The 13,194-nt window shown below is 65.7% G+C and carries 12 protein-coding genes; 11 read left to right on the top strand and 1 reads right to left on the bottom strand.

Annotated features, from left to right (window positions below):
* The first annotated feature begins 284 nt into the window (after nucleotides 1–284).
* From EFL26_RS19780 to EFL26_RS19735, 10 genes are all read left to right on the top strand, one after another.
* Entirely contained in the window at nucleotides 285–1,190 is a 906-nt protein-coding gene (locus tag EFL26_RS19780; protein WP_123224642.1) for an NADP-dependent oxidoreductase, read from the top strand.
* Between the two features lie 155 nt (nucleotides 1,191–1,345).
* Nucleotides 1,346–1,774: a MarR family winged helix-turn-helix transcriptional regulator gene (locus tag EFL26_RS19775; protein WP_246000297.1), complete on the top strand. Its 429-nt coding sequence runs from the start codon at nucleotides 1,346–1,348 to the stop codon at nucleotides 1,772–1,774.
* A 401-nt stretch (nucleotides 1,775–2,175) separates the two neighbouring features.
* The gene (locus EFL26_RS19770; RefSeq protein WP_123224640.1) at nucleotides 2,176–3,789 is read left to right on the top strand and encodes an ABC transporter substrate-binding protein; all 1,614 of its coding nucleotides are present in this window, start codon (nucleotides 2,176–2,178) and stop codon (nucleotides 3,787–3,789) included.
* Between the two features lie 154 nt (nucleotides 3,790–3,943).
* The gene (tatA, locus tag EFL26_RS19765; protein WP_246000296.1) at nucleotides 3,944–4,237 is read left to right on the top strand and encodes a twin-arginine translocase TatA/TatE family subunit; all 294 of its coding nucleotides are present in this window, start codon (nucleotides 3,944–3,946) and stop codon (nucleotides 4,235–4,237) included.
* Between the two features lie 62 nt (nucleotides 4,238–4,299).
* Entirely contained in the window at nucleotides 4,300–4,566 is a 267-nt protein-coding gene (locus tag EFL26_RS19760) for a sec-independent translocase (protein WP_123224638.1), read from the top strand.
* Nucleotides 4,567–5,146: 580 nt separating this feature from the next.
* Nucleotides 5,147–6,760, top strand: coding sequence for an ABC transporter substrate-binding protein (locus tag EFL26_RS19755; RefSeq protein WP_123224637.1), 1,614 nt, complete (start codon nucleotides 5,147–5,149; stop codon nucleotides 6,758–6,760).
* A 44-nt stretch (nucleotides 6,761–6,804) separates the two neighbouring features.
* Nucleotides 6,805–7,824, top strand: a complete 1,020-nt coding sequence (locus EFL26_RS19750) for an ABC transporter permease (RefSeq protein ID WP_183408284.1) — start codon at nucleotides 6,805–6,807, stop codon at nucleotides 7,822–7,824.
* Nucleotides 7,821–8,717, top strand: a complete 897-nt coding sequence (locus EFL26_RS19745) for an ABC transporter permease (protein ID WP_123224635.1) — start codon at nucleotides 7,821–7,823, stop codon at nucleotides 8,715–8,717. The genes EFL26_RS19750 and EFL26_RS19745 overlap by 4 nt, the downstream gene beginning before the upstream one ends.
* 11 nt (nucleotides 8,718–8,728) lie before the next feature.
* Nucleotides 8,729–10,546 carry a dipeptide ABC transporter ATP-binding protein gene (locus EFL26_RS19740; protein WP_183408283.1) on the top strand — a complete coding sequence of 606 codons (1,818 nt, stop codon included), beginning with the start codon at nucleotides 8,729–8,731 and terminating at the stop codon, nucleotides 10,544–10,546.
* Between the two features lie 109 nt (nucleotides 10,547–10,655).
* Nucleotides 10,656–11,516, top strand: a complete 861-nt coding sequence (locus tag EFL26_RS19735; RefSeq protein WP_183408282.1) for a DMT family transporter — start codon at nucleotides 10,656–10,658, stop codon at nucleotides 11,514–11,516.
* A 29-nt stretch (nucleotides 11,517–11,545) separates the two neighbouring features.
* Here the strand turns inward: EFL26_RS19735 and EFL26_RS19730 are convergent, their stop codons facing one another.
* Nucleotides 11,546–12,064 (bottom strand): MarR family winged helix-turn-helix transcriptional regulator, encoded by a 519-nt coding sequence (locus EFL26_RS19730; protein ID WP_221177068.1) that lies wholly within the window; start codon nucleotides 12,062–12,064, stop codon nucleotides 11,546–11,548.
* A 148-nt stretch (nucleotides 12,065–12,212) separates the two neighbouring features.
* Between EFL26_RS19730 and EFL26_RS19725 the strand changes: the two genes are divergently transcribed.
* The gene (locus EFL26_RS19725; protein ID WP_123224631.1) at nucleotides 12,213–12,587 is read left to right on the top strand and encodes a DoxX family protein; all 375 of its coding nucleotides are present in this window, start codon (nucleotides 12,213–12,215) and stop codon (nucleotides 12,585–12,587) included.
* Nucleotides 12,588–13,194 lie beyond the last annotated feature (607 nt).

Genomic DNA, 13,194 nt, shown 5'->3' with positions numbered 1-13,194 from the left:
CACGCCATACACCTCTACGGGCTCACCCGCACCAGTGTGTCCCGACGTCGCCAGGCGACCCACCGATTCTCATCCACCAGAGCAGCGATCGAAGATCGCAAGCCCTCACACCTCTTGCACCTTCGGCGAAACCCAGGGCCGGTCTTCGAACAGACCCAGGCGGCGCGTGTGCCGGGCGGCACTGAGCGCGGCGTCTCGGCCAGTTGCTTGGCTAGCCACATATTTGCTGTACGGTAGTTATGTGGCTGGCCACACAAGTGCTCGCGCTGAGGAACGGAGACATCATGAAGGCAATCGTGTTTGAGCGTTTCGGTGGTCCGGACGTGCTGCACGAAACGGACCTGGAGGTCCCGGTTCCCGGACCTGGCCAGATCCGGGTCCGCGTGAAGGCTGCCGGCCTGAACGCGGTGGACGGCAAGATCCGGTCCGGAATGATGGCGGCCATACGCCCGACGACCTTCCCGGTCATTCCCGGTGGTGAGCTCGCTGGCGTGGTGGACGCCGTGGGTGAGCGCGTCACCGACGTGCAGGTGGGCGACGGTGTGCTGGGCTGGTCGGACACCGGCTCCTACGCCGAGTACGCGCTGGCCTCCCAAGTGGTCCTCAAGCCCGATGGCCTCGAGTGGCAGGACGCGGCGGCGCTGCCGGTGGCGAGTGAAACCGCGGAGCGGGTCCTGGATCTGCTCGCTGTCGCTGCCGGCGAGACCGTACTGATGCACGGCGCCTCCGGTGGGGTCGGAACCCTGGCGGTCCAGCTGGCCACGGCCCGTGGAGCCCGAGTCATCGCCACCGCGGGCTCCTCGAACCAGGACTACCTCACCTCGCTCGGCGCCACGGCGACGCTGTACGGCGATGGCCTGGTCGAGCGCGTGAAGGCGATAGCCCCTGGCGGCGTGGACGCCGTCTTCGACCTAGCCGGGAAGGGCGCTCTCGAGGACTCGATCACGCTGCGGGGTGGCACCGAGCGGATCGTGACCATCGCCGACTTCGGGGCGGAGCAGCTGGGGATCACCTTCGCGAGGGGACGCTCGGAAGCGCCGACAGATCGCCTGGCCGCCGTGGCCAAGGCCGCCGCGAGCGGCGAGCTCCGAACCACGGTCACGACCTACCCGCTCGACCAGGCCGCCACGGCCCAGCAGGCCAGCGACGCCGGGCACGTGCGGGGAAAGCTCGTCCTCACCGTCGCCTGACCACTCGCGCCGTTGACCCGATCTGGACGCGAGTACGACGCCCAGGTACAGCGACGTTCTACGGTGGCCACGGCCGGCTACACCGACGACGCGTCCCGACGCGGCTGAGAGGGAGGATCATGCCTCGCATTCCCACCACGGCCGGGGGAGGGCCGATGAGCTACGCGATCTTCCAACTCGCCCGCGCCCACCGTGCCTACGCCGCCACCCTGCTCCGCGAGATGGACCTCCATCCTGGACAGGAACTGTTGCTGATGCAGCTTTTCGACCGGGACGGCCAGAGCCAGTCCGAGCTGATCGAAAGCGTCGGTCTGGATCACTCCACCGTTTCCAAGTCCCTCGGTCGCATGCAGGACGCGGGTCTCCTCGTGCGTGAGCCGTCGGCACACGACCGACGCGTGATGCTGGTCCACCTCACCGACAAGGGCCGAGCCATGCGTGAACCCATCGCGACCCTGTGGCAGACCCTGGAGAAGGCCTCCACTCGAAATCTGTCGGAGCATCAGGCGCAGGCTTTCGTGGACACCGCCTACGCCATCACCGAGGCAATTCCCAGCCGCCCGCCGCAGGGTGCGCGGAAGTAACCAGCACGGACACGCCACCGCGCCCCAACGGCGGGTCGTTATGGATTCGAATGCGACGTGCGACTCTCCGGGATGACGGCGCACAACCGCGGCGAAGTAGGCGTGGCTGGACCTGGCCCCTGAGCCAGGAGTGAGATCTGCTGACAGCTGCGCGCGTGGATCCGCCGGCCGCCAGCGATGGCCATCGGGCGTTCTGTCGACGCCGGTCGGTGCTGATGGGCGGCGCGCTCGCCCCACTTCGCGCATGCCCAAGCCAGCGGCTGTACGACCCGGGCACGCTGGCCGTCGGGGCTGGAAAACCAACTGTGGCCTGCATGCGCGCTCTTGTTTTCTCCAAGTGACGCGCTCGGTGCCCGTCGCTAGCGTCGCCGAGATTCCACGACGGGCCGAAGGGGTTTCAGATGACCGATCCGACCAGGGACGTTGAAGCGGTTCGCAGTGCGGTGGCGGGGGCGAATCTCTCCCGTCGGCAAGTGCTCGCCGTCGGCGGGGTGGGCCTGGGCGCACTGCTCTTCGCTGGCTGCAGCAGCTCACCGGCCTCGGCACCACGGACCTCCGGCCCTGCGCAAGCACCGAAGAAGGGCGGCATCATCAAGATGGCGGTCAGCGATGGCCAAGCCACGGACAGTCTCGACCCGGGCCTCATCATTTCGCAGAACACCGCCATCGTCTGCAACGCCCTCTACGACTCCCTGACTCGGGTCGACGACGACTTCGTTGCAAAGCCTGCCCTTGCTGAGTCGTGGGAATCGACCCCCGACGCGCTGACGTGGACGTTCCGACTGCGCCCGGGCGTGAAGTGGCATGACGGAAGCGATTTCACCTCGGCCGACGTCGCCGCGACTCTCAAGAGATGGGTCGATCCCAAGAGCGGAAACGAGATGTACGGCGGAATGAGCCCGTACATCGACCCATCCGGCATCGAGACCCCCGACCCTCTGACGGTGGTCGTGAAGCTCAAGACGCCGAACAGCATTCTGCCGGCGCTGGTCGGGTCGAACTGGAACGCGAAGATCACCAAGGCGGGCACGACGTCCTTCACGCCGAGGACTGCTATCGGCACCGGGCCATTCAAGCTCACGTCGTGGACCGCCGGGACAGCTTGGGCAGCAGCTCGCAACGACGCCTACTGGGGCGGCGCACCGTACCTCGACGGAATCGAAGTCAAGATCACGCCCGATCAGGGCGCGAAGCTCCAGGGGATTCTTGCCGGCTCAACCGACGTCACCGACGATCTTCCGATCTCCTACTGGACCAGCCTCAAGGGCCGGTCCGACGTCTCTGTGCAGACGTTCAAGAACAAGAGCGCATGGGTCTTCGCGTTCGATCAGCGGCACGCGCCCTACGACAACCAGAAGGTCTTGGAGGCACTCAAGCTGGCCACCGACCGGGACACGATGCTCCGCGTCGCACTTCAGGGCCACGGCGTCCTTACGGACGACTTCGGGGCGACGCCCGGGTCGGTCTTCTATCCGACCGGACACAAGTCCGAGTTCAACATCGAGAAGGCCAAGAGCCTGCTGGCCGAGGCCGGGTACCCGAAGGGCCTCGACATCGAGCTCAGCACGTCCAACGTCACGGCCGGCATGCTCGACGTCGCCCAAGCGTGGCAGCAGGTGGTCAAGCCGGCGGGCTTCAACGTCACCCTGAAGCAGTTCCCACTGAACACCTACTGGGACAAGGGCTGGATGGCAACACCAGCCTTCCAGGACTACTGGAACCGATTCCACCCTGCGCAGATGCTTCAACTTTTCTACATGTCCTCGGGACCGTGGTGGGATACGCGCTACCAAGACCCCCGACTGGCCGACATGGTCGCCGGGATCATGAAGGAGACCGACCCGACCACGCAGGCCCAGCTCATCCAGGCCGCCCTGGTCATGGTCCGCGAGACCTACAGCTTCGTCGTCCCGTTCTACACAGACGGCGGCTGGGCCCAGTCCAACAAGGTCAATGGGGTGGTCTGGGACTTCGTCAACCAGATGGACTTCCGGAAAGCGTGGATGAGCGCGTAAGCGAATTGGCGGTGCATCCGGTGATTGAGACCGGGCCGCCCTCGAGTACGCCGTCTACTCCAGGCGCTCTCGCTGTGAAGATGACGACGGGCGGCACCGCGCGTTGGAACTCTCCACCTGTGCGAACTGAGCCATGAATCTCACACTCGGATGGATGACCGGCCCCTTCATCCCGGCAGACACGACGAATCCAAAGCGAGGACCTATGCGTAATATCGGACCCCCTGAGCTGATGATCCTGTTCTGCGTCTTCGTGCTCCTCTTCGGTGCGAAGAAGCTTCCTGAGCTCGCGCGGGGCTCAGGCCGTGCTCTGCGCATCTTCAAGGCGGAGACCAAGGGCCTGATCGACGATGACGATGTGGATGCGGACAGCGTGCTGAGCGCTTCCGATCCGATTGTCTCGGAAACCCCGGCTGTCTCTTCCGAGCGTCGCAGCCCGATCGCCTGAGATACGTCGGTGCCCGGGATCATTGTTCCGAATCCGTTGGGTGTGGCGTACATAGACAGCTCATGTTCGGCGTAGGTCTACCCGAGATCGGGGTCATCCTCTTGGTGGCCGCGGTCATCTTGGGGCCGGACAGGTTGCCTGACTACGCCCGTCAGGCTGGGCAGATGATCCGCACGCTGCGTCGCATCATGAAGTCCACCCAGGATGATCTTCTGGCCGATCTCGGGCCAGAGTTCAACGAGCTTGAGCTAAGCGACCTCGACCCACGGGCCTTGATCCGCAAGCACATCCTCGAAAGCCCCGAAGACTCGCCGGATGCGCGGGCATGACGCGTCGGTGACCTGGGGCCCGATGTTACCGCCTGACCATCGGATGATTGCAGACGCTGCGATCGAGTGAAGCCCGCCGTCGCGCTGGCGGAGCGCGGGGCCTCTTGTACCTCGTCTTCGAGTGCCTCGCCGAGCGCCCGCCCGCCATGGCACCTCGCGCTCACGCGACTCGCGGCGGCTTCGGGTACGTCTGGCTCCAGGAGCGATCCACTGCGGGTGCTGGGCCCGTGCTGGGAGCAAGCTACACCTCTCGCGAACGACCGCTTTGGATCGGATGCGAACGCGATCGACCGCGAAGTTCGCAGCCGCTGCGCGCCGGAATGCCGTTGTTGGTGCATCGCCCGCCGTCTTGTGCAGTTCGCACGTTGTGCCCCGTCACCCGGAGGAACAAGTGTCCCTTATCGGACCACGCCGCAGATGCCGCAGGCGTGTGGGGGTGTCATCGGCCTAGTGGATCGACGGTGGTGTGCCTCGAAGTCCTGAATTCTCACAATGTGTGACCCAGAGCACTGCGGCCTAGGTTTCACGGGTCGTGAGCAACTCCTGTTCGCGCCCCGCAAGCCAATCTGGAGGACGTCCAATGGCCACGAAGGATACTGATCGGTCGGATCGGAATTCCGCCAACCCGCTGACCTACGTCGCTTCGCGACGCTCCGTCCTGGCCGTCGGCGGCGCCGGTCTGGGGGCTCTCTTCCTGGCGGCGTGCGGGGGCAGTCCCGCCAGCAGCCCCTCGAATACCAAGTCGGCGGGGAAGCCGAAGAAGGGAGGCACGCTGCGCGTCGCGATCAGCGATGCCGACACCAGCGACGCCCTCGACCCCGGAGTTATCGTCACCATCAACGCGGCCATGTGCCTGAACAACATCTTCGACCGCCTGCTCAAGATCGACGACACCACGTTGGCAGCGACGCCGGCACTCGCGACGGCTTGGACGGCGAACGCCGATGCGACTGAGTGGACGATCAAGCTTCGCGAGGGTGTCAAGTGGCACGACGGAAGCGACTTCACCTCCAAGGACGTCGCCTTTACGTTCAAGCACTGGCTGGACCCGAAGGCGGGCAGTGCCGTGAACCTCGCCGTCGCCCCGTACATGGACGCCAGCGGCGTGTCCACGCCTGATGCATCGACGGTGGTCCTCAAGCTCAACAAGGCAAACAGCATCTTCCTCGAGTCCGTGTGTACCTCTTTCGGTAGCGGGATTCTCAAGGACGGCACCGACTTCAGCGCTGCGACCGTCGCCGGCACGGGCCCCTTCAAGCTGAAGAGCTGGAAACCCGGGCAGGGCTGGAGCTTGGTACGCAACGACGACTACTGGAACGGGGCCCCCTACCTCGACGGCATCGACGCCACTGTCACGCCGGACCAGGGCGCGAAGCTCCAAGGTGTCTTGGCGGGGTCCACGGATGTCACCGACACCTTCCCCACCGCTCTCTGGTCGGGACTGCAGGGGCGCAGCAACGTCGCTCTGGAGACCATCAAGGCTGAGCGCGCCTGGGTGTTCACCTTCGACCAGGACAAGGCGCCGTTCAACGACCAGCGGGTCGTTGAAGCGTTGCGGCTCGCGACAGACCGCGAAACGCTGCTCAAGACCGCATTCCAAGGACATGGCGCCGTAGCAGCTGACATCGCCGTGACGTCGGAGAGCCCGTTCTACCCGCCCGGTCTCAAGCCCGAGTACGACCCAGCGAAGGCGAAGCAACTGCTTGCCGATGCGGGGTATCCCAACGGTGTCGACGTCGAGCTGAGCACCTCTTCCGGCGTGGCGGGCATGAGCGAGGTCGCCCAGGCCTGGCAGCAGATCGTCAAGGACTCTGGGTTCAACATCAAGCTCAAGGAGTTCCCGGCCACGACGTACTGGAGCAAGGGATGGCTGCAGACTGCGGCGTTCCAGGACTACTGGCACAACGCCTTCCCGTCAGTGCTGTTCGACTACTTCTACCGCAAGGGCGCCGTGTGGAACGGCACGCACCATGACGATCCCGCCGTCGACAAGCTGACCGGGGAGATCTACGCGACGCTCGACGCCGACAAGCGAGTGGCGCTGAGCCAGCAGGCACTCCTCGAAGCACGGAAGACCTACTCGTACCTGATTCCGTTGTTCGTCGACGCAGGCTACGCCCGCGCCAGCAAGGTGCAGGGACTCACGTGGGACAGGGTGAGCAGCATCGACTTCAGCCGGGCCTGGATTGCCTGAGCCGACATGCTTCGGCGTGCTTTCGAAGAAGGAAACCTATGTCAGTGAGCACACTGGTGTCTGTCGCAGAGCCACAGGCTGACGAGCCGCCCAGAACCGTGAGAGGGCGCGCCGCGCGAGCGCGCGCCCTCTCGCGTCAGCTGGCGATGGCGCTCCTGACGATCCTCCTCATCTCGTTCATCTCGTTCTTCGCGCTGAACCACTCGGCCGACCAGCTCGGGAAGAACGTGCTGGGCCGGCAGGCCTCGCGCGCGCAGCTGGACGCGTTCGCGGCGTCGCGGGGACTGGACCGGCCGCTGATCGTCCAATACCTGGACTGGCTCTGGCACTTCGTGCGCGGCGACTGGGGCACGAACCTGGCCGGAACCCAACCAGTCAAGCCTCTCGTCCTGCCGGCCTTCGCGCACACGTCGGAGCTCGCGGTGATCACGCTCGTCTGGTCTGTGCCCATCGCCATCGCGGTGGGCGTTGCCGTCGCGCGGCGCGGCGGGCCGATCGACCGGGGCCTGTTCGTCGTCATGACCGTGCTCGCCGCGCTGCCCGAGTTCGTCGTCGGTCTGACGGTGATGATCGCCCTGGCCGTCCAGCTCCGGTGGTTTCCGGTCGCCTCCAATGCGATCGGACTGGGTACCCCGGCCGAGCAGGTGAAAGCCTTCGTGCTGCCCTCGCTGACGCTCGGCGTGGGAGTGGTGCCCTACATCTGGCGGATCACCCGTGCATCGGTTCTTGAGTCCCTTTCCGCGCCGTACACCAGGGCTGCTGTCCTGCGTGGCCTGCGGCGCCATCGAGTGATTTGGAGGCACGCGTTCCGCTCGGCTGCGGTGCCGCTAGTGAACGCCATTGCGATCAACATCATCTACCTGATGGGTGGCGTGATCATCGTGGAGAACGTGTTCGCCGTCCCCGGGCTCGGCAGGCTGCTCCTGGCCGCGATCGCCCAGGGGGACTCCCACACGGCACTCGCGATCATCGTGCTCCTCGGCGCGGTGTTCGTCATCCTCGGTCTCTTGGCCGACGTCGTGGTGACCTACCTGAACCCGCGGCTGAGAGGAAGCGCCCGATGAGCGTCGACGGCATGATGCAGGCAGGCGACGCGCGAAGTCGCGTGGTTCGCGGTCTGGCGTTCCTGCGTCCGGTCACGCACACGTGGATGGGCCGCATCGGCCTGTTCCTGGTGACCCTGATGTTGGTGGTGATTGTGTTCGGCCCGGCGCTCGCCCCGCATCCGCCGAACCAGCTCAACGTCGGCCTGCCCCTGACCCGTCCGGGCAACGGCCTCGTCCTCGGTACCGACAACCTCGGCCGTGACGTCCTCAGCCGCCTCCTCACAGGCGGTCGCATGGTGCTACTCGTACCGATCGCTGCTGTCACCCTTGCCACACTCACAGGGGGCCTGGTGGGAATGGTCGCGGCGTACGTCGGCGGCCTCTTCGACGCGATCGTGGCGCGCGTGTTCGACATCCTGCTCACGCTTCCGCCCCTGCTGATCGCGCTTGCCGTGATCGCGGGCTTCGGATCGTCGGTCCTCGTCCTGCTGCTCACCGTGGCCGTCGTCTTCGCACCGCAAATCGGTCGCGTCACCCGTGGAGCCACGGCTGCAGTCGTCACGGCTGACTACGTGCAGGCGGCGCGCGCGCGCGGTGAGCGCCGGATCACCATTGCCGTGCGCGAGATCGCACCGAACATCATGGCGCCCGTCGTGTCAGACCTAGCGCTGCGGGTGACCTACGGAGTCATCTTTGTCGCGAGCCTCAACTTCCTGGGCCTCGGTGCCCAGCCGCCGTCGTCCGACTGGGGTCTGTCGATCGCAAACAGCCTGGGATACGTGCAGGTCCAGCCCTTTGCCTCGCTCGCGCCCGTAGTCGGGGTCGCCGCGCTCTCGGTAGGACTGAACCTGATCGCCGACTCGATGATGCGCTACCTCAGCAACGACAGCGTGAAGGACTCCATGCTATGAGCACGTCATCGGTGGCCCTCGAGATCTCGGACCTGGCCGTCGCCTACACCCAACGCGATGGATCGCTCAGCAAGGTCGTGAGCGATGTCGACCTGACTCTTCACCGTGGCAAGGTCCTCGGAGTCGCGGGCGAGTCCGGATGCGGGAAGAGCACGATGGCCCTGGCGGCGATCGGTTATCGGCCGGGAGCGATGCGGATCCTCGGCGGCACTTCCCGGTTGAGTGACGTCGACCTCCTTGGACTCCCGCTCGCGAAGCTGCGCCAGGTGTGGGGCAGCCGTGTCGTCTACGTACCGCAGGCATCGTCGCTGACGCTGACGCCCGCCCTGACGATAGGTACCCAGATGGCGGAGCCGATGAAGCTCCACCTGGGGCTGAGGGGCCAGGAGCTCCGCGCTCGGCAGGTCGAACTGTTGACCGAGGTCGGCGTACCGAACCCGGAGGCCGCTCTCCAGCGTTATCCGCATCAGTTCAGTGGGGGGCAGCAGCAGCGGATCAACCTGGCCATCGCCCTGTCCTGCAATCCCGAGGTTCTGATCCTCGACGAGCCGACGACCGGACTCGACGTCACCACCCAAGCGCGGATCATGAGCCTGCTTCAGCGGGTCGTGGCGCAGCACCAGACCGCGGCGATGCTGGTCAGTCACGACCTTCCCCTGCTGGCCGAGGTCTGTGATCAGGTCGCGATCATGTACGGGGGGCAGGTCGTCGAAGCAGGGCCCGTCGAGACCCTGCTCTCCAGGCCCGCCCATCCGTACACGAAGGCGTTGCTGGCTGCGGTTCCCGACCCCTCGGGCAAGCGAGCCCTCTCCGCAATCCCGGGGGCGCCACCCCACAGCGTCGTCGAGGACGCGTGCCCGTTCGCGCCGCGATGCCTCCACGCCATCGAGCAGTGCGTGCAAGGCAACCCCCGGCTCGAGGTCTTCGAAGGTTCGCAGTCTGTTCGCTGCGTCCGTGCCGGCGAGCAGGTGGCGCTCACGATCGACGACCGCCCGCTCCAGCTCCCCGAGGTGAGGTCTGGCTCCTCCCTGCTCCGCGTGGGCGACCTCTGGTGCGAGTACCGCTCCCGCCGGCAGGGCACGCCGGTGGTCAAGGGTGTGAGCTTCGATGTAGCCCAGGCCGAAACCCTGGCCATCGTGGGTGAGTCCGGAAGCGGCAAGTCGACCCTCATTCGGGCGATCGCCGGCCTCCACCCACTGTCGTCCGGGAGCGTCCGCTTCGAGGGCGTCGAACTTGCCCCTGACGCCGGGAAGCGGCCGAGGAGCATCCGTCGCGACATGCAGATCGTCTTCCAGAATCCTGACATGTCGTTGAATCCTCGCCACGACGTCATGAGTCTCATCGCACGGCCGATGCAGTTGTTCGAAGGCGAGCTGTCACGACGAGACCGCGAAGAGCGCGTTCGGGAGCTGCTCTCACAGGTCAATCTCCTGCAGTCGATGGCGCATCGCTACCCCGCGGAGCTCTCCGGCGGCCAAAAGCAACGCGTGGCGATCGCGAGGGCGTTCGCTGCCAATCCGAAGTTGATCCTTGCCGATGAGATCACCTCCGCCCTCGACGTGTCGGTTCAGGCTGCGATTCTGAGCCTGTTGTCGAGTCTCTCCGCAGAACGCGGGACGTCGGTGGTCTTCGTGTCGCACGACCTCGCGGTCGTCCGGGCGGTAGCCCACCGCGCCTTGGTTCTCCAGGAGGGCGTGGTCCGTGAAGTGGGTCCGGTGGATCGGCTCTTCGAGTCTCCGGAGCATGAGTACACCCGCGAGCTGGTCAACGCCATCCCGACGTTTGGCGCCGACGCGGGTGGGTTCCAAGCGCCGGTCGCCAGCGCTTGAGCAGCGTCATGGGGGGCGAGGCTGGCAGCTTCCTCAGAGCGCGGGGCACGAGGATCGAGCACTGAGCACGCCTGCGGGCGACCTGCGGACCTCGGGCGCTCCTGCGGTCATGGTGCTCGTGGCAATGGCTGCCGCCTGGGGCTCTGGCCTGACCATCGTGAAGTCCGTCACCGCCGACATGCCCGTTGCTGACTTCATGGCGGTCCGGTACTTGATCGCTGCCGCGGCCCTGACTCTGGTGGCTCGCCGGGCGGTACTCGGGCTGGGCTCAATCAGCCTTCGACGGGCGGTGGCTCTGGGTGTGGTCTGGGGGGTGGCCCAGCTGGTCCAGGTCTCAGCCCTCCGGTACACGAATGCGAGCGTGTCCGGGTTCATCGGCGGATTGTTCGTCGTGATCACGCCGGTCTTGGCTTGGCTGTTGCTTCGAAATCGAATTCCGGGATCTGGCTGGGCAGCCGTGGTGATCGCGAGCATCGGCTTCGCGATCCTTGCCCTGAAAGGGGTCTCGCTCGGCGTGGGGGAGCTCTTCACAGCCTTCTCGGCGATCCTTTACGCGCTCCAGATTGTCGGGTTGAGCGCCTGGAGCCGGCGTGACGAGATCGTCGGCATGTCCGCAGTCCAGATGATCGTGGTCGCAGTGATGTACATAGCGGCCGCGGCGCCACAAGGCATTGCGACTCCTGCAACCACGAGAGACTGGATCCTGTTGCTGTACCTGGCGCTCGTCATAGCTGCCGGCGGCCTCGTTGCCCAGATGTGGGCGCAAACCAGACTGTCCCCGACAAGGTCCGCTCTGATCCTGGCACTTGAGCCGGTGTTTGCCGCGGGCTCCGCCATCGCCTTCGCCGGGGAGCCGCTGACGTGGCGTCTTGCGGTCGGCGGGTGTCTGATCCTCGGAGCGACCATCATGTCGGAGCTCGCTCCGCCCTGGACCCTTGGATTCGCCGCGCGAGCCCCGAAATCGTTCTGAGCCGATGTGCCGAACGGACTGAGAGCGACCTAGAGGTCCCCTTCGTCCACGCGTCGAACGATCGCCCGAGCCGCCGTGCGCACATCGTGTTGAGCCCGCTCGTCGAGCGCGTCGAAGATCAGGCGGCGCACCTCGGCCACATGGCCGGGAGCGGCCTCCACGAGGTGGTTGAGCCCGCTGGGCGTCAGGGTTGCGATGTTGAAGCGACCGTCGCTCGGATCGGGCGCACGCCGTACGAACCCGCGCTTCTCCATCCTGGTGATCAGGTGGGACAGGCGCGACAACTCAGAGTTGGCCAAGGCTGCCAACTGGCTCAGCCGCAGCGTGTGGTCGGTCTGGTCGGAGAGGGCAGCAAGCACGTAGTACTCGATGAAGCTCAGCCCCGAGTCGTTTTGAAGCTGACTGCCGAGTGCTGCGGGGAGCCTCACGACCATCTCGTGCAGGGCCCGCCACGTCTCGAGTTCATCGGGGGTCAGCCAGCGAGCGTCGCGCGAGGTCTTCCTAGTCGCCATCCACGGAGGATAACGGCTGCTGACTTGAACCTTCATGTCAATGGCTCTATGCTCGTACTTGAAGTTTCAAGTCAGTCCTGCCAAACCCGAGGAGAGTGCACGTGTCCGATCCCCGGATCGCTGCCAGCTGCTGCAGCGAGGATGATGCACTCGCGCGGTTCCGATTCGACGAGGTTGCCGCGGTATGAACGTCGCGGTCTGGATAGTGACCGGAGTTCTTGCCGCACTCTTCCTCCTGGCTGGTCTGATGAAACTCACGAAATCCAAGGCTGAACTCGTTGACGCCGGTCAAGGCTGGGCGGGTGACGTTCCCGATGACGTGGTCAGGCTCCTCGGTGCGGTGGAGATGGCTGCAGTGCTGGGCCTCGTCCTCCCGGGGGCGTTCGATGTCTTGACTTGGTTGGTTCCGGTCGCGGCGCTCGGACTCATCGTCCTGATGCTCGGGGCGATCGTCACGCACGGGCGCCGACGCGAGTACCTCAACATGGGGACGAACCTCATGCTGCTTGCTGCAGCAGTCTTCATCGCTGTCGAACGCATCGGACCGCAGAGATTCTGAGCGGCTCGGAGGAACAGGTCTCACGGCAGCAATCAGGGCACCGTCCGGCAAAGATGCGCTCTGAGGCACCGGTCGACGGAGGAACGCCGGCCTTTGCGGCGTAACAGCTCCCCGGCGACCTCATGCTCTTCAGGCACACCGAGGTTGGTCCGGGGTAGGTCGATCTCGTCCACGGGGCGTCACAGCCAAGAGCTGACGCCATGCCTCGCAGGATGTACACCGAACCGATCGTCCACGCGTCCTGCTATGCCGACCGCTGCCAACTCGGGCAAGTGTGTGGGTGGCTTGCCGCTCGTGGTCGAGAGGGCGGTGCCACCCGGGGTCGCCCTGATCTTTCGACCGCCGGAGAAGTTCTCGTGCGACGCTTCCTCGCCCTGTCGGTATTCGCCTGGACCCGGGGCGCGTGATGCTGGACTGAAACGAAGTACTTGATGTGGACCGCGGCGGCCCCGGAACAGATCGCGTGCCACCCGAACCTCGCAATCCACCCTTGTTCGCCCACCCGGCGGCTACCGCTGTCGACCGGTCCGTTTCGGGCTGGCGCACGACAGCGCCGCCGCTCTGCTCGCGAACAGATTGGCCGGCAGCAGCACGCAGCTACCCATGC

This window comes from Nocardioides pocheonensis (assembly GCF_003725535.1).
Taxonomy (GTDB): domain Bacteria; phylum Actinomycetota; class Actinomycetes; order Propionibacteriales; family Nocardioidaceae; genus Marmoricola; species Marmoricola pocheonensis.
The sequence above is the reverse complement of the archived record's forward strand: the minus strand, read 5'-3'. Positions and strand labels throughout refer to the sequence as shown.